This is a genomic window from Rhodococcus sp. D-46 (genome assembly GCF_011290655.1).
Classification (GTDB): Bacteria; Actinomycetota; Actinomycetes; order Mycobacteriales; family Mycobacteriaceae; genus Rhodococcus_F; species Rhodococcus_F qingshengii.
In genome coordinates this window covers 456,402-477,853 of record NZ_JAANTF010000006.1, presented here as the reverse complement: position 1 = coordinate 477,853, position 21,452 = coordinate 456,402, and the positions used below count along the sequence as shown (strand labels likewise).

24 protein-coding genes and 1 pseudogene are annotated in these 21,452 nt (G+C 62.0%); 15 read left to right on the top strand and 10 right to left on the bottom strand.

Annotation, left to right across the window (positions count from 1 at the left end; all coding sequences use genetic code 11):
* Positions 1-133 precede the first annotated feature (133 nt).
* A pseudogene (locus G9U53_RS18060) lies at positions 134-892 on the top strand (helix-turn-helix transcriptional regulator); the annotation flags it as partial.
* A 27-nt stretch (positions 893-919) separates the two neighbouring features.
* On the opposite strand, the gene G9U53_RS18055 reads toward G9U53_RS18060, so the two are convergent.
* The 5 genes from G9U53_RS18055 to G9U53_RS18035 all read right to left on the bottom strand — a co-directional run bounded on the left by G9U53_RS18055 (position 920) and on the right by G9U53_RS18035 (position 4,746).
* Positions 920-2,062 (bottom strand): GGDEF domain-containing protein, encoded by a 1,143-nt coding sequence (locus G9U53_RS18055; RefSeq protein WP_007729732.1) that lies wholly within the window; start codon positions 2,060-2,062, stop codon positions 920-922.
* A 118-nt stretch (positions 2,063-2,180) separates the two neighbouring features.
* A complete protein-coding gene (locus tag G9U53_RS18050; RefSeq protein WP_165639002.1) occupies positions 2,181-2,645 on the bottom strand; it encodes an Rrf2 family transcriptional regulator in 465 nt (154 codons plus the stop codon).
* Positions 2,646-2,707: 62 nt separating this feature from the next.
* Complete coding sequence (locus tag G9U53_RS18045) at positions 2,708-3,457, bottom strand: SDR family oxidoreductase (RefSeq protein ID WP_047271926.1); 750 nt, start codon at positions 3,455-3,457, stop codon at positions 2,708-2,710.
* A 75-nt stretch (positions 3,458-3,532) separates the two neighbouring features.
* A complete protein-coding gene (locus tag G9U53_RS18040; protein ID WP_039973116.1) occupies positions 3,533-4,381 on the bottom strand; it encodes an LLM class F420-dependent oxidoreductase in 849 nt (282 codons plus the stop codon).
* Between the two features lie 44 nt (positions 4,382-4,425).
* Positions 4,426-4,746 (bottom strand): GYD domain-containing protein, encoded by a 321-nt coding sequence (locus G9U53_RS18035; RefSeq protein ID WP_007729728.1) that lies wholly within the window; start codon positions 4,744-4,746, stop codon positions 4,426-4,428.
* Positions 4,747-4,827: 81 nt separating this feature from the next.
* Here G9U53_RS18035 and G9U53_RS18030 point away from each other — a divergent pair, with 81 nt between their 5' ends.
* The 4 genes from G9U53_RS18030 to G9U53_RS18015 all read left to right on the top strand — a co-directional run bounded on the left by G9U53_RS18030 (position 4,828) and on the right by G9U53_RS18015 (position 6,939).
* Positions 4,828-5,010, top strand: a complete 183-nt coding sequence (locus tag G9U53_RS18030; RefSeq protein ID WP_003940600.1) for a hypothetical protein — start codon at positions 4,828-4,830, stop codon at positions 5,008-5,010.
* Positions 5,011-5,054: 44 nt separating this feature from the next.
* The gene (locus G9U53_RS18025; protein WP_030536491.1) at positions 5,055-5,870 is read left to right on the top strand and encodes a DUF72 domain-containing protein; all 816 of its coding nucleotides are present in this window, start codon (positions 5,055-5,057) and stop codon (positions 5,868-5,870) included.
* 70 nt (positions 5,871-5,940) lie between these two features.
* Complete coding sequence (locus tag G9U53_RS18020; protein ID WP_030536492.1) at positions 5,941-6,450, top strand: hypothetical protein; 510 nt, start codon at positions 5,941-5,943, stop codon at positions 6,448-6,450.
* Between the two features lie 33 nt (positions 6,451-6,483).
* Entirely contained in the window at positions 6,484-6,939 is a 456-nt protein-coding gene (locus G9U53_RS18015; RefSeq protein ID WP_030536493.1) for a PPOX class F420-dependent oxidoreductase, read from the top strand.
* 2 nt (positions 6,940-6,941) lie between these two features.
* Here G9U53_RS18015 and G9U53_RS18010 read toward each other — a convergent pair whose 3' ends face one another.
* A complete protein-coding gene (locus tag G9U53_RS18010) occupies positions 6,942-7,385 on the bottom strand; it encodes a helix-turn-helix domain-containing protein (protein WP_165639001.1) in 444 nt (147 codons plus the stop codon).
* 117 nt (positions 7,386-7,502) lie between these two features.
* Between G9U53_RS18010 and G9U53_RS18005 the strand changes: the two genes are divergently transcribed.
* Positions 7,503-7,907: a PaaI family thioesterase gene (locus G9U53_RS18005; RefSeq protein WP_165639000.1), complete on the top strand. Its 405-nt coding sequence runs from the start codon at positions 7,503-7,505 to the stop codon at positions 7,905-7,907.
* Position 7,908: 1 nt separating this feature from the next.
* Here G9U53_RS18005 and G9U53_RS18000 read toward each other — a convergent pair whose 3' ends face one another.
* Positions 7,909-8,424, bottom strand: a complete 516-nt coding sequence (locus G9U53_RS18000; RefSeq protein ID WP_003940222.1) for a MarR family transcriptional regulator — start codon at positions 8,422-8,424, stop codon at positions 7,909-7,911.
* Positions 8,425-8,482: 58 nt separating this feature from the next.
* On the opposite strand from G9U53_RS18000, the gene G9U53_RS17995 reads away from it, so the two are divergent.
* Together G9U53_RS17995 and G9U53_RS17990 are read left to right on the top strand one after the other, a co-directional pair.
* The gene (locus G9U53_RS17995) at positions 8,483-9,916 is read left to right on the top strand and encodes an FUSC family protein (RefSeq protein ID WP_165638999.1); all 1,434 of its coding nucleotides are present in this window, start codon (positions 8,483-8,485) and stop codon (positions 9,914-9,916) included.
* 75 nt (positions 9,917-9,991) lie between these two features.
* Positions 9,992-10,591, top strand: a complete 600-nt coding sequence (locus G9U53_RS17990; RefSeq protein WP_165638998.1) for a TetR/AcrR family transcriptional regulator — start codon at positions 9,992-9,994, stop codon at positions 10,589-10,591.
* Positions 10,592-10,612: 21 nt separating this feature from the next.
* On the opposite strand, the gene G9U53_RS17985 is transcribed toward G9U53_RS17990, so the two are convergent.
* Positions 10,613-11,053: a VOC family protein gene (locus G9U53_RS17985; RefSeq protein ID WP_007729713.1), complete on the bottom strand. Its 441-nt coding sequence runs from the start codon at positions 11,051-11,053 to the stop codon at positions 10,613-10,615.
* A 174-nt stretch (positions 11,054-11,227) separates the two neighbouring features.
* Between G9U53_RS17985 and G9U53_RS17980 the strand changes: the two genes are divergently transcribed.
* Positions 11,228-12,391, top strand: coding sequence for a lipase family protein (locus G9U53_RS17980; RefSeq protein ID WP_165638997.1), 1,164 nt, complete (start codon positions 11,228-11,230; stop codon positions 12,389-12,391).
* 62 nt (positions 12,392-12,453) lie between these two features.
* On the opposite strand, the gene G9U53_RS17975 is transcribed toward G9U53_RS17980, so the two are convergent.
* Positions 12,454-13,185: a TetR/AcrR family transcriptional regulator C-terminal domain-containing protein gene (locus tag G9U53_RS17975; RefSeq protein ID WP_050656043.1), complete on the bottom strand. Its 732-nt coding sequence runs from the start codon at positions 13,183-13,185 to the stop codon at positions 12,454-12,456.
* A gap of 146 nt (positions 13,186-13,331) precedes the next feature.
* Here G9U53_RS17975 and G9U53_RS17970 point away from each other — a divergent pair, with 146 nt between their 5' ends.
* The 6 genes from G9U53_RS17970 to G9U53_RS17945 are packed head-to-tail and all read left to right on the top strand — an operon-like array spanning position 13,332 to position 20,518.
* Positions 13,332-14,354, top strand: coding sequence for an ABC transporter substrate-binding protein (locus G9U53_RS17970; RefSeq protein WP_050656042.1), 1,023 nt, complete (start codon positions 13,332-13,334; stop codon positions 14,352-14,354).
* Positions 14,351-15,913: a multicopper oxidase family protein gene (locus G9U53_RS17965; RefSeq protein ID WP_165638996.1), complete on the top strand. Its 1,563-nt coding sequence runs from the start codon at positions 14,351-14,353 to the stop codon at positions 15,911-15,913. The genes G9U53_RS17970 and G9U53_RS17965 overlap by 4 nt, the downstream gene beginning before the upstream one ends.
* A 10-nt stretch (positions 15,914-15,923) precedes the next feature.
* Complete coding sequence (locus tag G9U53_RS17960; RefSeq protein ID WP_050656040.1) at positions 15,924-16,271, top strand: cupredoxin domain-containing protein; 348 nt, start codon at positions 15,924-15,926, stop codon at positions 16,269-16,271.
* Between the two features lie 8 nt (positions 16,272-16,279).
* Positions 16,280-18,082, top strand: coding sequence for an ABC transporter ATP-binding protein (locus G9U53_RS17955; protein ID WP_165638995.1), 1,803 nt, complete (start codon positions 16,280-16,282; stop codon positions 18,080-18,082).
* Positions 18,079-19,812 (top strand): ABC transporter ATP-binding protein, encoded by a 1,734-nt coding sequence (locus G9U53_RS17950; protein ID WP_165638994.1) that lies wholly within the window; start codon positions 18,079-18,081, stop codon positions 19,810-19,812. Before G9U53_RS17955 ends, G9U53_RS17950 begins: the two co-directional genes overlap by 4 nt.
* Before the next feature lie 25 nt (positions 19,813-19,837).
* Positions 19,838-20,518, top strand: coding sequence for a YdcF family protein (locus G9U53_RS17945; protein WP_165638993.1), 681 nt, complete (start codon positions 19,838-19,840; stop codon positions 20,516-20,518).
* 95 nt (positions 20,519-20,613) lie between these two features.
* On the opposite strand, the gene G9U53_RS17940 is transcribed toward G9U53_RS17945, so the two are convergent.
* Positions 20,614-21,450, bottom strand: coding sequence for a methylamine utilization protein (locus tag G9U53_RS17940; protein WP_165638992.1), 837 nt, complete (start codon positions 21,448-21,450; stop codon positions 20,614-20,616).
* Between the last annotated feature and the right edge of the window lie 2 nt (positions 21,451-21,452).

Below are 21,452 nucleotides of genomic sequence, written 5' to 3'. Positions count from 1 at the left end.
TCTTGCTTCTGGTGTCGCGTGCTTCGAAGTCGACGTTTCGGCGTGGACCGGTCGACTGCAATCAGTCAACGCCGCGCCTCGCGGGCGCGGGAGTGTCTGTTGTTCCAGGTAACGGCAGTACCTCCCTCGGTCTTCTCCGCTCGCCGGTGTGAGCATCGACTACTACGTGCGCATGGAACGCGGAAATCTGGCGGGAGCGTCGGACTCGGTGCTCGAAAGCCTTTCCCGAGCACTGCAACTCGACGAAGCCGAAACTGCCCATTTGTACGACCTCGCGAAGGCCGCCAGTGCAGGCGCACCGAGTAGAAAGCGGCCCGCCCCCAAGGGCGTGAGCCCGGCGATTCAGCAGATACTCGACGCCATCACCGACGCGCCGGCGTGGGTACGTAATGCCAGGCACGACATGCTGGCGGCCAATCGTATGGCGCGCGCGTTGTATTCGCCGGTGTTGGCCGATCCACGTAGGCCGGCGAACTACGCCCGGTTCGTGTACCTGGACCCGGCATCGCAGGACTTCTTCGTGGATTGGGAGCGCGCGGCAGACGACATCGCCGCGATGCTCCGCTCGGAAGCGGGGCGCAATCCCCATGACAGGGCGCTGACCGAGCTCATCGGTGAACTTGCCACTCGCAGTGAGGTATTCCGCACCCGGTGGGCGAAACACAATGTGCGCTTTCATCGGACGGGATTCAAGAAGGTTCGTCACCCCGTCGTCGGCGACCTGGAGCTGAACTTCGAGGCGATGGAACTGCCGTCCAATCCCGGGCTGACACTGCTGGTCTACACCGCGGCGCCGGGGACGCCCACGGCTGACGCACTCAAACTCTTGGCGAGTTGGGCGGCAACCCAGGATCAGCTGGATCCGGCGAACGACAGCGAAGCGGCGCTTTGAATTCGATCGACAGGTAATCGTGTCGATTCAGCTCAGATGCGTTACTGCCCAAGCTACCTGGTCTCCACCTCGTCGTTTCGCCCGATACATCGCGTTGTCGGCGTCGGCAAGAATCCGATCGATGGTTCCCGAAGCGTCCGGGATTGTCGAGGACAGCCACACGCTGGCTCCGACGCTCACGGAAATCGACTGCCGGCCGGCGGGCCGCGATATCGAATTGTGAATGTCCACCACGGTTTGTTCGATGCGACGTGGCTCCACGGGCATGAGAATCACGAACTCGTCGCCGCCAGTCCGCGCAACCAGCCCGACCTCTCCGACCACCGAGTTCAGGCGCCGGCCGACTGTCACCAGCATCCGATCGCCTTCCGCGTGACCCAGTTTGTCGTTGACGCTCTTGAACGAATCGACATCGATCACCACCGCAAGGACTACGTGTCCTTGGAGTTCGCCGACACCGAACAACTGTTGCCAGACATTGTGCAGCCCACGTCGATTCAGGGCAGCGGTGAGTGGATCACGCCAAGAGTGTCGTGCGTCGTCGGTCAAATACAGGACGAGGAAATGCACGGTCATCGAAGCTGAAGCGATAACACACCCGATGACGAATCCAGTGGACACCGACAGCGAAGAGTCGGTATCCGGATCGGTTACAGCTCGAATTGTCAGTAGCGCAACGACGAACAGCGCGCCGGTGATCTGTGCGGTGACTATTCGAGGGCTGTGGAATACCGACGAATAGTTCGCGACGACCACGAACAGGACGGTGCCGGTCAATGCCAGGAAGCTCGAATGGATTCCGGCGAGAAGTATCAAGGACAAGCAGATATTGGTGAGCGAAACGAAACGAACGGATTGATGGTGACTCGGCCAAGACCGTCCGAGTGACCAGCGAATCATGCAGTAGAGCGCGATCATGCATGCTGCGCCCGCCGCGAGCCGTTCAGGGAGCTCGGTTGCGCCACCCTTCACGAATTGAGCCAGTACGGCGAGTGCCACGAACACAGCACACCAAAAGGTGACGACCACCCTGGCTGTCCCCAACATCGATCGAGCAGCCAGGAACCTCGGGAACCATTCGCCGTCGTACGCAAGAGACCACCAGCGACTCAACAGTCCCGTTGTTTGACGAATGTTCTGCCCCAACCCCGCAGCGCCACTGACTCCCATGAAACCCCCTCCGAGATCTTGCGAAAATTCCCGGAAGATTCTTCGTCAAGATTTGATCCCCGAACAAGGTACCCGATAGTTGAACGATGGATTGCCGTCTCGTGGGGTGTGGGCTGCTCTAGGGTGTGATCGGTGTGTTCAGGATCTTTCTGAGTGCCGGAAGGTCCAGGGTTGCAGCAAGATCTGCAATAGTGACCCCCGACAGTGATGCGCGCCAGGCTTTTTCGGCGTCGGCCATGACCTTGGCGATTCCGCAGGCGGAACGGCACTGTTCCGGTGGGGCGGCGAGGATTCCTTGCTGTCGAATCTCCGTGCACCGGAACGCAGGTTCGGTGCCGTCAACGGCTTGTACGACGTCGAGAACGGTGATCTTCTCGGGAGCCCGGGTGAGAACGTACCCGCCGTCTCGGCCCTCGGTCGGATTGACCAGACCGGCGTGCGCGAGCGCTCGCAGATGCTTCGCCAGGTATGTCTTCGACACCCCGTGAAGTTCGGCGAGTCTGGCTGTGGGTACCGGCCCTTCGGACTGGCTCAGAACCACGCAGCAGTGGAGTGACCACTCCACGCCTCCGGAAAGCTTCATGATTGGACTCTATCGACGCCGCGGAAAGCGGTGCGGGCCGGACGTCGCTCGAGTTGTCGACGTCAGGCCTTCTCGGCAAGCCACGCGTCGTATGTTGTCGGCGCGATCCATGCATCTGCACCGGGTGTCGGGGTCAGTGCCGAGTTGTCGAGTTTCGCGCCGAAGTAGCCGGCTTCGGGATCGGAGATAACCGAACGCTTGTCGCCGGTGACGAGGAACAAGCGCCGGACCAGTTCGTCGATGCCCAGCGGTTCGGGTCCGGCAATCTCGACCGTGCCGTTTTGCGGCGCGCCGGTCACTACCTCGGCGACGTGGGACACGACGTCTCGAGACGCGATGGGTTGCAGATGTCCCGGCGTTGCGTGGACGGCGCCGTCGGTGGTTCCCGCGTCGGCGATTCCGGCGACGAACTCGAAGAATTGGGTCGATCGGACGATCGTGTAGGGGGTCGGGCCCGCTTTGACCAGGTCTTCCTGGGCGACCTTGGCTCGCATGTACCCGGAATCGGGCAGTCGATCGGCACCCACGATGGACAGGATGACGTGGTGCCCGACGCCTGCCTTCTCCTCCGCGGCGAGGATGTGGCCGGTTCCGTCGCGGAAGAAGGCCAAGACGTCGTCGTCCGACCATGACGGGGAATTGGTCAGATCCACGACGACGTCGGCACCCTCGACTGCCTCGGCGATACCTGCGCCGGTGGTGATGTCGATCCCGTCGCCGCGACCGAGCGCCTTCACGTCGTGCCCGGCGTCAGCGAGCTTGGCGGCGACCTGGCTTCCGATGAGTCCGCTTCCGAAAATGACGATCTTCATGTTTTTCTCCTTTACTCGGATAAGTAGTGTCCAAGTATACTCGGACACTACTTATCCAAGTCAAGGGTTGCCCGGTCAGTCGAAGAGTTCGGCGGCCAGTGCTTCGTAGGTCGCGATCGGATCACCTTCGGCGGGAAGTGCTTGGATCGCAACGTGATCGGCACCCGCCGCGACATGCTCCCGAAGTCGATCCGCGATGGACTTCGCGGTACCCCGCGCAACCAGGGCGTCGATGACGCGATCGTTCCCCTCGTTGGCCAACTCTTCGGGCGCAAAACCGAGGCGCTCGAGATTGCTCGTGTAGTTGCGCAGATACAGATACGGGTTGGCGACGGCGGGGCGACCGATTGCTCTGGCCTTCTCCGGATCGGTTTCCAGGACAACCTTGTGCTCGGGGGCCAGGATCTTCGAAGGGCCGAGGATTTCGCGAGCTTCGGCCGTGTGTTCGGGGGTGGTCAGGTACGGATGCGCGCCGGCGGCGCGAGCGGCGGACAGTTTCAACACCTTCGGCCCCAGTGCGGCGAGGACGCGCCGCGCTTCCGGGACCTGGGCCGCGTCGAGTTCGTCGAGGTACGACACGAGCGAGGCGTACGGCTTGGTGTAGTCGCCGGTAGCCTCCGGATGTCCGACGCCTACGCCGAGCAGGAATCGACCCGGGTGCGCGGCTTCGAGTCGGTGATAGGACTCCGCCACCTCAGCCGCAGGTGAGGACCAGATGTTGACGATTCCGGTTGCCACGGTGATGTGCTCGGTCGCGTCGAGAAGTTTCTCGGCGATCCGTAGATCGGCGCGTGGGGAGCCGCCGATCCAGATGGTGCCGAAACCGAGTTTCTCGATCGCAGTTCCCAGCTCGGGCGGCAAACCAGCCGCTCCTCGCCAGATTCCGTAGGTTCCCAGGTCAGGTGTTTTCGTAGTCTCCGTCACAGCGGGTGCAACTCGGCTGCTGCCGGGATCTATTCCTTCCGTCGTCATTTGCCCGGCGCGCGGTAGTCGGTCGGTCGCTTGACTGCCTCGTCGATCTGCTCCGGCGTGAGCAGTGTGATCGACTCCGAGCGTGCTGCACCTGCCGCAGCCGTGCGAATGCTCAATGCGGCTGCCGCGACGTCGTCCGGCAGGTTGCCGATCACGAACATGTCGTGACCGCCCAGTGCGAAGTGGCAGGATTCGACAGTGCCACCGATGCTTTCGACCATTCGCGTTATCGCGTCGCGCCGCGCAGTGCCTCCCTCCTGCTGCAGACCGGCGGCGCCGGAGGGTGAGTACGTCACTTGCCAGAGGTATTTCGGCATTTCCACTCCTAGCTCGGGATGGGTACTTCGATCGTGTACCCGTAGGGCGCTCGGTGGCAATGGGTAGGGGACAATCACGGCATGGTTGGAACTCCGGTGATCGTGACTATCGTGTCCGTGTGTGTAGGTTTTGTGATCTTCATGCTCGCTGCCAGTGGTGCACGCGGAAAGTGGGACCGTCGCCTCGTGATCGCGTTGTTCATCGGTGCGGTGGTGTGCCTGACCGTCGTACCGGTATCCGTCGCGCTCAGCGCCGGAGTTTGAAACACGGAGTGCCAAAACGCTCGAGTGCCGCTTAGTCTGAATCGATGGCAGATATTCGGGTAGGTATCTCCGGGTGGACGTATCCCGCGTGGCGCGGAGATTTCTATCCGAAAGGTCTTGCTCACCGCAAAGAATTGTCTTATGCCGCAGAGAGATTGACGTCGATTGAGATCAACGGCTCGTTCTACGCGCTGCAGAAGCCGGAAAGCTACACCAAATGGCGCAGCGAAACTCCCGAAGATTTTGTGTTCGCGATCAAGGGCGGCCGGTACATCACACACATGAAACGGCTGCTCGACGCCCGTGACGGACTCGCCAACTTCTTTGCCGCCGGAACGCTCGCCCTCGGCCCCAAGCTCGGGCCGATTCTGTGGCAACTACCTCCGACGCTGCAGTTCGAATCGCAGCGATTGGCCGACTTCTTCGACGGTCTTCCCCGTACCACGCAGGCTGCAGCCGATCTGGCAGCACAGCACGACGACAAACTCACCGAAGACCGAGTGTTCGCCCAGACCGAGAGGGACGTGCCGATTCGCTACGCGGTGGAAGCGCGGCACGCCAGCTTCGAGACCGACGAAGCCGTGGACCTGATGCGCGAGCACTCCATCGGTTTTGTCGTCGCAGACACAGCCGGCAGGTATCCCCGCATCACCACTCCTACTGCCGATTTTGTCTATGTGCGGATGCACGGGGACAAGGAACTGTATGCGAGTGGGTACACCGACGAAGCTCTGGACAAGTGGTCCAAGCGCTTTCGGGATTGGATGGACGAGGGCCTCGACGTGTACGTCTACTTCGACAACGACATGAAAGGCTTTGCGCCGCACAACGCAATGTCCTTGTTGGAGCGGCTGCGCTGACGGATCGCCTGGCCTGTCGGTGGGATGTGGAAGGCTTCCGCATGAACACGAGGACCGAGGAGATACCACGATGACGCCAGAACAGCGGACGCCAGAACAGAGCTGGCCGACGCATTGGCCGAAGGTCGCCCGTGACATCGCCGATGCCACGGCCGACGCACTCGCCGCGGTGCGGGCGGCAAATCGTGACGGACTACTCGTGGCTGTCGAGGAACTGCGCGGGCTCTCTTTCGAGCAGGTCAGCTCGGTTCACGCGGCGATCGTGCGCGAATTGCTCGAGGACACGCATCCGGACGGCTTGTCCAGCGAGGACGTGCAGGATGCGCTCACCGCCTGCGCCAAGTCCACGATTGTGTGGCTGCCGGATCTGGACGTGCAGGCGCTCGCTGCGGTCTACACCGGGGCGCTCGGGATCTCGGATCTGGAAGACGATTCGTTCCGTATCGGGCACGGCGCGTACCTGCGTTCGGCGGTTCTGGTCATCGGGAGTTTGTCGACCGGAGTGAAGAAAGCTCAGAGCGCGTACATCATTCGTGCAATCGGCGAAATCGCACGTGCTCAGACCATCGAGATGCCCTGAGCGTCAGTTCGTAAATCGAATTAGGCTGAGGTCATGTCCAAGATCGCCAGCGCAGATCGTGTGTCGTTTGCCGAGCTCCTCGAATTCGTCAGGCCGCGCCATCGGGCCACGTTCGTCACGGTGAAGAAATCCGGCGAGTTGCAGATCTCTCCGGTGACGTGCGGGGTCGACGACGAGGGTCGGATCGTCATCTCCACGTACCCGGAACGGGCCAAGGCCGCGAATGTCCGCCGCACCCCGGCGGTGTCTCTGTGTATCCACTCCGACGAGTGGAACGGCCCGTACGTCCAGGTGAACGGAACCGCGGAGTTGATCGACCTCCCGGACTCGGTGGAACCGTTGGTCGACTACTACCGATCCATCGCCGGTGATCATCCCGACTGGGACGAGTACCGCGAAGCCATGCGCAAGCAGGGTAAGAGCCTGATCCGCGTCACCGTCGACTCCTGGGGTCCGATCGCAACAGGCGGGTTTCCGCCCGGACGCTGACGCTATCGAGCAGGCGGCGAGAGTTCGACTACATGCGCGTCTTTGGCGGCCAGCGGCTCTTTGCAGTGCGCGCACACAACTTGGGCGTGCAGGATCTCACCGCAACGGTGTTCGACGACGGTTGGCGGTGGACCCGTCGTCGCAAAGGTGTCTCCCCATTCCATGAGTGCCATCAGGATCGGGTAGAGCGCCTTCCCTGATTCGGTGGCGATGTATTCGTAGCGCGGTGGATGGTCTTCGTAGCGTCGCTTCGTAAGGACGTCGGCGTCGACAAGGGTGCGTAGACGCGCGGCGAGGATGTCGCGGCTGGCTCCCGTGCCCGCGGCGATCTCGTCGAACCGTCGTTGCCCGAGGACGATTTCTCGGAGCACCAACAGTGACCACTTCTCGCCGACGACCTCCAAGGCGTTGGCGATGGAGCAGTTGCGTCCTTTTGTCGCCGTCATCTCTGGGCCCCTGTTAGTTGGAAATGTTAGTTGGGAATTCCAACTTAGCACTTGACGGCATGTATTCGAGGGCGGAAGGTAGGTCGAGAAATCCAACGGAGCAGATGAGGGGTCGTCATGACGGAATTGAATCTCGAGGCAGCAAGCGGATTCGTCAGCGCTGCCGGATTGCAACTGGACGAGGTGTCCGGCACGAAGGTTGTCGGGCACATCGATCTGTCCGAGGCACACCACACTCCGTGGGGCGTTGTCCACGGCGGCGTTTACACGACTGCCGTCGAGTCGGCCGCGAGCATCGGGGCGAGTACCGCAGTGGCGGACCGTGGCGAATTTGCCGTCGGAGTGCACAACGGAACGGATTTCCTGCGGGCGCGTACGGGTGGGCGCGTGGACGTCGTGGCTGCGCCGATACAGCAGGGACGCGTTCAGCAGTTGTGGTCGGTGGTCATCACCGATCCGGAATCGGGGAAAGAGGTGGCGCGCGGTCAGGTGCGCTTGCAGAACGTGCCGCTGCCGAAGTAGGTCAGTCCCAGATCCCCGAGTCGATGTTGAGTGAGATGCGTTTGAGCAGTGCCGTCAGTTGGGCACGTTCGTCCTCGTCGAGTCCGGTGAGTACTTGACGGTCGCGCTCGACGCGTCGGGGAAACTCTGCCTCGACCAATGCGCGACCGGCATCGGTGAGTTGAAGCAGAACCACTCGTCCGTCGTGTTCGAAGCGCTGACGCTCGACAAAGCCCAGCTTGGCCAGGCGGTCTGCGTGTTTTGTGGTGGCGGCGCCGCTGACCATCGTGACGGCGGTGACTTCGCTCGCCCGCAGGGGACGGTCACTGCGAGCGAGTGCACTCATCACGTCGAATTCGGCGCGAGAGACCCCGCTGGACGCCAGTGCGCGGTCGAGCTGGTGAAGAGACTGCGCGTTGATGCGGGCGATCCGGCCCATCACTTCGACGGGGGCGGTGTCGAACTCCGGGTAGGCGCGCTTCCATTCGCGACGGACTTTGTCGATGAAGTCGTCTTCGGATCTGTTCGCCGCGCCCATGGCCCCATCTTAGCGACAGATTTCACATTACTTCACAAGTAATTTACTAGTGAAATAAATGTATGCTGGGTGGGTGAGCCGAACCGAAACCGCAGCCAGGACGCCCAGCCGTCTCACTCATTCGAGTGAAGCCATTGCACATACCGTCTCCGGGGCGACGTGGCGAGCGGCTTTTCGCGTCGGATCTGCCGACGCGACCATCGCCCCCGCGATCAGGGTCGGGCTCGCCACCGCCGTAGTCCTCGTGGTCGGCGGACTGCTCGGGCATCGGGAATTGGCCGGCTTCGCGGCCTTGGGCGCGCTGTGCGCCGCGTTCGGCAGGTACGAGCCGTATCCACGGTTGGCCGGCAAGCTGGCAATGGTGGGTGCTGCACTGGTGGTTTCGATTGCCTTCGGCGGCGCCATGGGTGTCGCGGGCGTTCCGATGTGGTTGCAGATCGGCATCCTCTCTTTGCTTGCGGGTGCGTCGTACTGCTTCATGTCGGGCTTCCGGATCACCGGACCAGGGCCCGTCATCCTCGTCTTCGCGGCGACCGGTGCAGCCGGATATGCCTCCAGCGTTGATGATTTGGCGCGGTTGGTCACTGCCGGTGCGCTCGGAGTTCTGGTCGGTTGGGCGGCCGCGATGCTCCCAGCGCTCGTACTGCCGATGGGACCTGCCCGCCTGGCAGTTGCCCGTGCAGTCTCTGCGGTGGGGCGTCTCGAACAGTCCGGAGCAGGCGGAGTGGAACCGGCGCTCGGATCGATTGCCAACGCCCGCTTGGTTATTGCGTCGAGTGGCCGGATCAAGTCGACCGTCGATCACGGACGCGAACTGGTGGCGGTGCTCGACGAAGCGGAAGCGGCAGTTCAGGAGTGGCAGTTGCACGGCGACGCCACCCTGATTCGCAGCATTGCTCGGCACGAGAAGGAGCTTCGGAAGCTCAAGCGTTCCAGCATGATCGAACACGATCTCGCACTGGCAAAGAACCTGGCCGCGCCCGAAGGCTATTTTCTCGAAGGATTGAATCGGCTGTATTCGCGCCCGGTGCGGATGAATGCTCTCCGCATCGTGGCAGCGTCGGCTCTGGCCGGTTGGCTCGCGGCGGGAGCCGGGTTGGAGCATCCGCTCTGGGCGTCGATGGGTGCCATCGCCGCGATGCAGGGGCTGAACTACAAGCAGACCGTCCAGCGTGGGATTCAGCGGTTGGTGGGAAATGTCGGTGGCGCCGTCGTCGCTGCTGCTCTCATCGCATTGACGCTCGGCTACTGGCAAGCGGTTGCCGTGGTCGTGATTCTGCAGACTGCTGCTGAGCTGCTCGTGATCAAGAACTATGCACTGACATCACTGGCCGTCACCCCGATGGCACTGCTCCTCATCGGTTTCAGTGCTCCGATCGGGACCGAAGCGGCAGTGGCTCGCGTCGCGGACACTCTCATCGGCGTGGTGATCGGAGTTGTCGTCGCCGCTGTGACGATCAGTCGATCGGATCGCCACCACGTCACCGTGTAACCGGTTCTGCCGTGTTTCCGGTACTGCCGTGTTTCCGGTACTGCTGTGTTTCCGGTACTGCGTAGGCTCCTGCAGGTGGAGGACAGCACGCCGGTCGACGGCCGGAAACTGCGTTACCAGCATCGCCGTGCCGAATTGCTCGAGCAGGTAACCGCGTACGTCACGGCGAACGGCGTCGGTGAACTGTCCATGCGGCCATTGGCCAAGGATCTGGGGATCAGTCATGCGACACTCATCCATCATTTCGGTTCGAAGGAACAACTGCTCACTGAAGTAGTTGCCACCCTGCGAGACAGCTCTTCTCTCGACATCTCTTCCAGGACCGACATCGTCGAGATGTTGACGAGTTACTGGAATGGGCGCACATCAGCGGAATCGTTGCCGAACTTTCGCTTGATGTTCGAGATCTACGGACAGGCGTTGTTGCATCCGGAGCGGTATCGCGAGTTTCTCGACCATGTGGTGGGGGACTGGTTGGGTGGTTTGGCGGAAGCTGCGCTCGCGCACGGATGTCCACCCGATCGCGCTGATCGCTACGCGACGATCGTGTTGGCGCAGATTCGCGGGTTGACGCTCGATCTGGTGACCACCGGTGACCGCGTCAGAATCGACGCGGCGTTCGCCGAATTCGCGGCCGCGATGGGCGCTCTGGCCAGCTCCTGGAAGGCGATCTGACGCTCCGAATGCCGTGACGCTTCAGGCGATCTGCTCGAACAGGGACACGATGATCCCTTCAGGCCCCCGGACGTAGGCCATGCGCACGCTGTTCTCGTACTCGCCGATCCCGCCGATGAGTCCGTAACCGTCCGCAGCCACCGCGTCGACCGCAACCTGGAGATCGCCCACCTCGAAAGACACGTTGCGTATCCCGATCTCGTTGGCCATCGGAGCGGGCGATCCGGGTACGTGCTCGGGCGTGACGAAGGACGAGAGCTCGAGCCGTGATCCTTCGCCCGGCGGGCGCAGCATGGCGATTTCGCACTTGGCTCCAGGGATACCGCAGACGGTTTCCACGAACTCACCCTCCACGGATCCGGTGCCCTCCACCTCGAGACCCAGACCGACGAAGAATGCCGTCGCTGATTCGAGGTCCGCGACGGTGATGCCAATGTGGTCGAAACGCTGTACGTGTGCCATGGACACATCCTCCTACTGTTTTTTCGTGCGGTTCGATGCTAGGTCGGAGTTGGGGCCGGAATCTCGACATATACGTTTCACGAAGCTGCAAGATTTTGCTTGACCGATCGGTTAAACAAAATCTACGATAACGTCCAACGAGGTCGCCCACCGCACGAACCGGAGTCGTCAGACGTGAAATTCCAGTCGAAGTCGTTTGCCCGCATATCCATCGCAGGCCTCTGTGCTGCAACGATCGGCTCCGCCGTTGCTGCGCCCATCGCGTCCGCACAGGCACCGAGCGCGTCGCAAGCCACCGGCACTGTGGTGTCGAGTGAGCCGCTACCGAAAGATCTGTGGATTCCGGGTACCGCCGATGCCAAGCGATTCACGTACTGGACCATCGGTTCCAACGGCGGGCCTGCGCTGAGCAGTGGCGCGTACTACGTCCCGGCCGGCCCGGCACCGGAAGGTGGTTGGCCCGTCATCGCGTGGGCGCACGGCACCACGGGACTCGACGATTCCTGTGCCCCTTCGCTGGTCGGGCCTGGCCTGCCCGAGCGCGACTACCCCTACCTGGGGCGTTGGCTCTCCGAGGGCTACGTCGTAGTCGCCACCGACTACGTCGGTCTGGGAACACCGGGGCTGATGCCGTATCTCGACGGAAAGGTGGAGGCGCACAGCGTCGTCGACTCGGTCAAGGCTGCTCGGGTGATCGACCCCACCATCTCGAATCGGTGGGCAGTGGTCGGACAGTCGCAGGGCGGCGGAGCGGCCATCACGACGGCGCGCTACGCCACTGAATACGGTGGGGATTCTCTCGACTATCGCGGCGGGGTGGGTACCGGAGTGCCGGCCAACATCGAGTTGACCCTCCTGCCTGCCGGTCCGGGCTTCCCTCCCATCGCCCTCGGCGGCGGATTGACGTCGTACGCGCTCTACATCCTCGCGGGCTTGCGGGAAGCGCACCCCGAGATCGACTTGAATTCCTACCTGAACGACTTGGGAAGGGAAAAGGTCGACTCGGCCGAAAAGCTCTGCGCCGCAGACCTGGACGAGGCTTCCAGGGATCTGGTCCTCGGTGACATCTTTTCCCGCCCGCTCAGTCAGATCCCGAACTTCCAGGGTCTGCTGAACGATTACATGGGTGTACCGACCAGTGGATACGATCGCCCCATCTTCATCGGCCAGGGCTTGCTCGACGTGGATGTCCCTGCACCGTCTGCACTTTCGCTGGTTGCAGCGTTGGTCGCCAACGGTGAACCGGTCACGTTCAAGACCTACAACACCGATCACAGCGGCGCTTTGGTCGAATCACAGGCTGACACGATTCCGTTCGTCGCGAACCTGTTCCGTTAGACATATCGAGAATCCAACTCATCCGAGGGTTGCTGTCGCACAACTGCGACAGCGACCCTCGGTCATTTCTGTGACTCCTTGATTGCGTTCAGCCGCGCCTCGAGGCCGTCGAGGACGCGGTCGAGTGTGTAGCGATAGTGTTCTGCCCGTGTTGCTTCCGCAGCATCCGGTGGACCGGCGAACTTCCCGATCAGTGTCTCCATCGATGAACGAGGATCTGAGGGTCCGTCGTTACTCAGTCGTTCCAGCATCGCGCTGTGATCGGGTGAGGGCTGTCCGCTGGGAATGCGCCTGGCGTCGTTCATGGCGATCAGTGTGATTGTCGAGGTGAAGGCGACGGTGTAAGCCTGAGCGGCTTCTTCCCCGAACCCGGCGTCGATCAGCGATGCCAATCCTGCCTCCATGAGTTCCCGGCTGCGCTGGGTGGCAACTCCGTTCATCAGCAGCCACTGCGCCGCACCTGGACACTCGATCAATGCCTCTCGCATCTGCAAGAGCAGATGTGTCAGCCATTGACGCCAATCTTCTTGTGCGGATGGAACGTTCACGGACGACACCGCACTGTCGACCACCGCAGCCGAGAGTGCGTCCCGATCTCCGACGAGTCGATAGACGACGGAGAACGACGTATCGAGTTCGCCGAGCAGCTGCCGCAGCGACCAGCCCTCGACTCCGTGCTCGCGACTGAGCCCGAACGCCACGGTCACCACTGCGTCCGCAGTGATCCCGGTGTTGTAACTCCGGCGGCGCTCTGATGTCGCGGCGGACTTCTTGTCAGGTGATGGCGCAGTCATGGTCCGACCGAGCTTAGCGGCGTCGGATCGGTGTGCGTAGTCGACGCAAGCGATTGACGGATGAACTTAGGTGAGGTTTACTTGCCAAATCCGAGCAGTGCTCGGATTTATGCGAACCCCACGATTTTTCGAAGCTGAAGGACACCATGAAGTTGAAAACGCGACCCGGTTACCTATCGAGGCTGGGTGCTTCGCTGCTGGTCAGTGTCGTTGCCCTGACTGCGGCCGCCTGTAGCTCGAGTGAGGCGGGACCGACGACGGAACCTGCCGAGGGAACGCGTGTTGTGTCCCATGAATTCGGTGAGACGTCGGTTCCGGGCGACCTCGGGCGAATTGTTTCCCTCGACGAATACGCCGCACTCGGTCTCCTTGCCGTCGGCATCACCCCTGACGTGGTCTTCACGTCGTGGGGATCGGAGATCGGCCAGGACATCTTGGCGTCAGCTGGTACCGAGGTGGTCACGGTGCCGCCGCTCGGTGCACCCCCGATCGAGCAGGTACTCGCACAGGATCCCGGACTGGTCATCTTCACGTCGATGGGCGATCGGAGCTACTACGACTCCCTTGCGTCGACCGTCCCCACAGTGCCGGTCCCGGCAGTCACCACTCCGTGGCGTGAGAATCTTGCCTTCTTCGGACGCGCTTTTGATCGTCAGTCGGTTGCCGACAAGCTGACTGTCGCTTTGGAGGGCAAGATCGCTGACGTCTCTGCTCGGTCCGGTGGTGAAGCGAACACCGTGTCGGTGCTGATGAGCAGTTCTGGAATCCTTGCCACCACCACCGAGCAGGCGCCGCCGTCCTTGTTGTTGGCGGAGAGCGGCTTCGGGCGTCCGGAATCCCAGCGATCGAATGCCGCTGGAGGACTGCCGTATGCGCCCCTGTCCGACGAGGCGATCCCGGCGCAGGATGCTCGGATCGTGGCCGTGTTCGACGAGGGCGTGTACGAGTTCGGCAAGGTTGCCGGTGTTCCCGGGTTCTCGAGTCTTTCAGCGGTGCAGGAGAACCGAGTGGCCAAGGTCAACGGAGACATGTGGCTCGCCACTCATCCCTTCGCCACTTTCTGGATGATCGAGGACATGGATGCCATGGCTGCCGGCAATCTGACCGGCACCGGAACCGAAGCTGTTGCCGCGACGCGCTATCAGGAATTCACGGCGCTGACGGCATGAGTTCGAGTGCGTTGAGTCGGCGCCTGGCTCTGCGATGGGGAGCGGTGACGCTCGGCTCTGCGGCTGTGGGTTCTGCGGCTTTGGGTTCTGTGGCATTGAGTGCGTGCAGCCGTGGCTCGGCGAACGAATCCAGTTCTGAGATTTCACCGTTCGACGACGAAGTTCGTGCTGCCGAACAGGCGAGATTTCATAGCGGGCGCACAGTCGAACGGAATCTGACAGCTGCACCGGCTCGGGTGAGTCTAGGCGCCAGAGAGGTCGACACATGGTCGTACGGTGCGGAAGCAGTTGGCCCGGAGCTTCGAATCTCCAAGGGAGACCGGCTCAACGTTCTTTTGCAGAACGACCTTCCGACGGAGACCTCGGTGCACTGGCACGGCATTGCGATCCGCAACGACATGGACGGCGTCCCGCCGGTCACCCAGGAACGAATCCAACCAGGTGCCGAGTTCACCTACGACTTCGTGGCCCCGGATCACGGAACATATTGGTACCACTCCCATTCAGGATTGCAGGCCGATCGAGGGTTATTCGGTGCACTCGTGGTCGAGGACCCGAACGACCGGACCGGAGCCGACGAGGACGTCGTCATCGTGATCGACGACTGGCTCGACGGGCTGGGAACAACCCCGGATGCAGTGCTTCGCGCATTGTCACCGGACGTGCAGGGAGGACACCACGGGCACGGCGGAGCTCCACCGGAAGTCGATGATGCAGAGATTGATTCTGCCGCAGAACTTCTCGCCAGCGGTCACGGCAATTCCGAGGCGCTCGGTGGAATGGCAACGCACATCACGTATCCACTGCACCTGATCAACGGACGGCCTGTGGAAGATCCCTTCGTCGTCAGTGCGACGGCCGGAACTCGGCTTCGATTGCGGGTGATCAATGCCGGGGCGGAGACTCCGTACCGTTTCTCGGTCGCCGGGCACGAGATGACCGTTGTCAGTGCTGACGGGCAGGACGTTGCCTACACAGCCGGAGACGAGATTCTGATCGCACCCGCGCAGCGATACGACGTATTGGTGACGGTGCAGTCCGGCTCGTGGCTCATCGCCGCGAAGGTGGAAGGGAAGTCAGGTGGCGTCGCGTGCCTGCTTCGGACGCCGGATTCGGTAGCGGTCGTCGACCTGACTTCGCCTGCAGTGCTGTCAGGTTCCGGCGGTCGGCTCGTTCTGGAATCGGAGCTTCGCCCGTCAGGAGCGCTGGAGCAGAGGGCACCGGATCGTGCGTATTCGGTGGATCTCATTCAGGCCGGCGATCGATACCTCTGGGGAATGGCGGGCGCCGATGCCGGTCGGTTGAGAATGAAGCAGGGCGAGCGAATACGAATCGTCATGAACAACGACACCGACATGTGGCACCCGATGCACACCCATGGGCACACGTTCTCGGTTCCCTCCTACGGCCGGCTTCGCCGAGACACCGTGATCGTACTTCCGCGTACACAAATGGCGATCGACTTCGACGCCGACAATCCAGGACGGTGGATGTTTCACTGTCACAACGCGTACCACTTCGAGGCCGGGATGACTGCCGACCTCCACTACGTTCGATGAGGAGAGCAGAATGTCAGTTCGCACCGGATTGACCACATTGATCGCTGTTGCAGTGGTATTCACACTGACGTCGTGCGGCAACGATTCGACGGGATCTACCGAGCAAGCGCCGGTCGAGATCTCGGTGAAAAACCTTGCGTACACACCGAACTCCGTCACCGTGCACACAGGACAGACCGTCACGTGGATTTTCGAGGACCAGGGAATGCCGCACGATGTCGTGTTCGCCGAGTTGGGGATCAAGAGCGATCTCCAAGGAAGCGGAACCTACAGTCAGACCTTCGACAAAGCCGGAACGTTCACCTACACGTGCACACCACATCCGAACATGACCGGCACGATCATCGTCGAAGAGTGAGTGCGGCAATGAAAGTGAATGAGGCCGCAGCCCCGGAAGACTCGCCTGGACTCGTCGACCGAGACGCTTTGGGCAGGATGATCGCGCCGGTGAGAAATCAACTCCTCCTAGGGGCGGGTCTGTCGGCACTGTCGGTGCCGTTGCGATTCCTGCCCTACGTTGCGGTGGTCGAGATCGCGCGGGTGCTCCTGACCGACTCGTCGTTGAACCTGGTCTGGCTGTGGGCCGCAATCGGTGCAGCGGGCACAATTCTCGGTTTTGTCGTCTACAACGCAGCGCTGACCGTGTGCCACACCGCCGACGCGCATTTCAAATACTCGATCCGCTCGCGTATCGCTCGGCATCTGTCCCGAGTTCCTCTGGGGTGGTTTGCAAATGGTGGCACCGGTGAAGTGAAGCAGGCGATGACGGACGACGTGAAGCGGATGCATCTTCTCGTCGCTCACCTTCCCGCCGACGTGGTGCCCGCGATCTTGTCGCCGATAGTGGCCCTGATCTATCTGGTGGCGATGGACTGGAAGTTCAGCCTGGTCCTGGTCGGCTACATCGGAGTGTGTCTCGCTCTCGCCGCGCCGTCGATGCGCAGAGCCTATCGAACGAACGTCGACTCCTGGAATCTTGCAATGTCGACATTGACCTCTGCGACAGTAGAACTGGGCGACGGTATCGAGGTTGTCAAGACGTACGGGAGTGGGAGTCGCGCATTCGCGCGCTACTCGAGCGCTGTCGATTCGATGGTTGCGGTGTGCGTGCGATGGATGTCGGGGATGGGAAGGCCGGTGGTCGCGATGTCGATCCTCCTCTCACCGGCGGTACTCATCGTGGTCATCACGGCGACGGGAACTGCAATGTTGTCCGGGGGTTGGATTACCCCGGTAGCTCTTGTTGCCTTTCTGGTCGTCGGAATCGGTGTTCCGTCGTCGGTTCTGCACATGGGAACGATGGCCAACCTCTACCGCGAAGGCCAACTGGGAGCGACTCACGTCGAGAGCATCCTCGGCGAACCAGAGTTGGCCGAACCTCAAAATGCAGTGCCTGCTCGCAGCACTTTGGTCGAATTCGACAGCGTCGGCTTCGAATACACCACTGGGCAGCGCGTCCTCGAGAACATCTCCTTCGAGATGCAACCGGGCACCGTGACCGCGATCGTTGGCCCCTCCGGCTCCGGAAAGACCACTTTGGCACGTCTACTTCCGCGGTTCTGGGACGTCACGGACGGGTCTATTCGACTGGGCGGAAGCGATTTACAAGATCAGTCCAGTCGCGAAGTCTTGAGATCAATGGCCATCGTGTTCCAAGATGTTGTGCTCCTGCGGGACAGCGTGCGCGAGAATATTCGGCTCGGTCGACCGGATGCAACGGATCTGGAAGTGGAGACAGCGGCGAGGCGGGCGCAGATTCACGACGTGATCATGCGACTGCCGGACGGGTATGACACCGAGATCGGTGGTGGTTCGGGCGGTGAGCTGTCGGGTGGGGAGAAGCAACGCCTGACGATCGCCCGCGCCATCCTTCAGAACCCGCCGATCGTCATCCTGGACGAGGCGACTTCGCAGGCCGATCCCCACAGTGAATCGGCCGTTCAACGCGCACTGGGCGAGATCAGTGCAGACGGCGGCACCCTGATGGTGATCGCTCATCGACTGCACACCGTCCGATACGCAGATCAGATACTCGTTCTCGACGCCGGACGGATCGTGGAAAAAGGTACGCACGAACAGTTGTCGGCGCTCGGCGGAACCTACGCGCGGATGTGGGCGCTCCAGAACCCCCTCGTCGAAGACATCTCTCCGCGAAAGGCGCCGCAATGATTCGAGACCTGGACGAAATCCTCGGGCGCGACAATGGGATGCGAGGTCAGATAGCAGGTTTCACGCTCGCCGGGATACTCGAGGGTGTCGTCTTTGCACTGATGATTCCGATCCTGAAAGCGGTGGTTCGCGGCGATTACGACGCCGCAGTTCCGTGGGTTGTCACTGCTGCTCTCGTGGCGGTGGCCTGTGGCGCCGTACGGTGGATCGCCGAGAATCGGGCGTACCGCATCGGAATCGAGGGTTTTGCCGGTGGAATCATGCATCGCCTCGGTGAGCACTTGGTGCAGGTTCCGCTCGGGTGGTTCAGCAAGGCAAACCGTGGAGCGTTCACTCGCCTGGTCACCGAGGGCACGGCTATCTTGATGAGCATCCCGGGAATGATCATCGCGCAACTCGCCACCGTCACGGTGACTCCAGCGACAGTGGCGATCGCTGTCTTGTTTGTGGACTGGCGACTGTCTCTCGCGATGGTCGTCTTCGTTCCACTGGGGATTCGGGCTTACCGCAACGTGCAGCGGGCGGTTGTTCCCGAATACGAGGCGATCGGCAAGAGCGAATCCGAGCTGGCATCACGCGTCGTCGAATATGCACAGGCGCAGCAAGTTCTACGTTCGGCCGGTAAGAGCGGCGAAGGCTGGACTCGGTTGGACGAAGCTCTTGTGTCCAACCGGGACGCACACCTGCAGGAAATCGGATCGGTCGACAAGTATCTGCTGCGGTTCATGATCGTCGTTCAGGTTGCCTTTCTCACCGTCCTGGTACTGGCGGCACTGCTGGTCACCACCGGGTCCATCGACACAGCAAGCGTGATCGTTGTTCTCGTGTTGGCCGTGAGGTTCGTGGAGCCGATGCAGATGCTCGCAGGATTCGGTGAAGGTATCTCACTGGCCCGGGTGTCGCTCGGATCTGTCCGAGAGATGATCGATGTACCGGTGCTGGCGGAGCCTGAGGTGCCGAAAGAGCCTACTTCGTATGATATTCGGTTCGATTCGGTTTCCTTCGGCTACGGCCCGGATCGCGTGATTCGTAACGTGAGCCTCGAGTTCCCGGACTGCTCGGTCACCGCTCTGGTCGGTCCTTCCGGTTCCGGAAAGACAACTCTGGTTCGGCTGATCTCCAGATTCTGGGACGTAGACGAAGGTGCGGTAACCATCGGGGGAGCCGATGTTCGCGAGATCGGAACGAGAGCATTGATGTCTCGGATATCGACTGTCTCACAGCAGGTTTACCTGTTCGACGGAACCATCCTGGAGAACGTTCGGTTGGCGAGACCGGATGCCACCGAGTCGGAGGTCCGTCAAGCAGTGGTGGATTCCAGGCTAGGCGAAGTGATCGACCGTTTGCCGAGCGGTGAGGAGACCAGGGTAGGTGAAGGCGGATCACTGCTGTCCGGCGGTGAACGTCAGCGGGTCTCGATTGCGCGGGCATTCCTCAAGGACACTCCGATTGTTCTTCTCGACGAAGCGACTTCCGCCCTCGACGGAGAGAACGAAGTCGCCATTACCGAGGCAATTCACCGATTGGCCCGTGGTCGAACGGTGGTGATCATCGCTCATCGCCTGTCGACTATTCAGGGAGCAGATCGCATCGTCTACCTCGAAGACGGTGGGGTGGAGGAGGTCGGCTCCCACGAAGACCTGATCGCGCGAGGTGGGAAGTACTCGGATTTGTGGGCCGAGCGCAGTGGCGCGGAGGGATGGAGGATCGACCGAGCGCCTAAGCGGTGAAGAAACCGTGTGGTTTGATCGACGAATGGACGAAGCCGCTGCAGATCCAGTGAAACCGCCGCGCAAGCGCCGGTGGCCTCGTTGGGTCGCAGGCATTGCGGTGCTCGGAGCGGTTGTCTACGCAGGCTCGATCGTGTGGATTTCCGTGGCGTCGGCCGGCCACACGTCGGACGCCGCCGATGCTCCGGTCGTGATCGTGCTGGGCGCGCAGATCAAGGACGGCAAGCCGATGGCTTTCCTGAAAGGGCGGCTGGACGCAGCAGTAGAACTGGTGGAAGCGGGAAAGGCTAAAGCGGTCCTGGTCTCCGGCGACGCGAACGGCGGCTCGGGTGACGAGATCGCCGCGATGACGAACTACCTGGTGGAGCAGGGAATCGATGAGCGTCGCATCGTGGGGGATCCGTACGGCCTCGACACCTACGACACCTGCTTCCGGGCCATACATACGTATGGGGTGACCAAGGCGTTGATCGTCACTCAGGGGTATCACGTGCCCCGCGCTGTTGCGTTGTGCCGAGACGTCGGCATCGACGCAGACGGTGTGAACAGCGATTGCGGGTGCGCAACTCCGACGCTGATCAAGAACGCCGCGCGGGAGTGGGTTCTTGCCAAGCCCAAGGCAGCGCTGGACATGCTCTGGAGTCGGGACGCAAAGGTGACGTCGCCGTCGGAGGACTCGGTCCAGGTGGCGCTGTCGATTCCCTGACGCGGGGTGAGTGCGCACGGTTTCTGTCGAGTGAACACACGCTCCGGAGAGTCGGAGCGTGTGTTCACTCGAGGTGAAGGGTGCTAGCTCGACAGTCAGATCAGTGCTGCGGCGGCAAATGCACCCAGCGCGATCAATGCCGCGCCGGTGACGCTCTGCACGCGACGGTCCACGACGCACATGATCGAGAGGAATCCCGGCATCGAGCCACCGCGCTTGGTGTGCACGATTGCCGCGAGGCTGGGCATGCAGCGGCCAAGGGATACGACCGTGAACAGCGCCGCCCCGAGAGCCGGTGAACCCGAAGCCATGACGCCGAGTGCCAGGAGGTAGTACGCACTCGAGCGGATGAAGATCAGAAATCCCGGACCGATGATCGCGCCGAAGATCAGCGAGACCTTCCAGGGCGCCATCGTGCGGCGCAGATGGCGCGGAAGCTGTTGGCGCCGCATCGGAGTCGGCATGCTCACCGCATCCAACTCGTGCAGCCCGTATGCAACCGCGACGACGGCCCAGACGCCCAGCGCCCAGCCGACCGGCACGTACCCGGACATCGCCGCACCGAGAGCGCCGATCAATGCCCCGGTGACGGCTCCCGTCGTGACCGAGCCCAGAGCGTGCCAGCCGAGTCGGCGGACGGGAGTCGAGGATCCCTTCCGATCGACTTGCTTCGGCGCCGCAACAACTCCGGCGACGGACATTCCGCAGGTCGACCAGTTCGCGGCCAGCGACGTAACCAGCCCGGCGCCGATAACAGCTGTGGTCAAAGCTGTTGTCGCAGATGGCGTGGCCACGAGTGCGAGGCCGGCACCCGCAGCGGCGCCCGCCGCGACGAGGCTGACACGGGTCGCGGTGCCGACCGATCCTTGAAGGGTCGGCCGGATGTCAGGGACGTCGGTCTGCAGTGGGCCGTGTGAGAGAACAGTAGTCATCA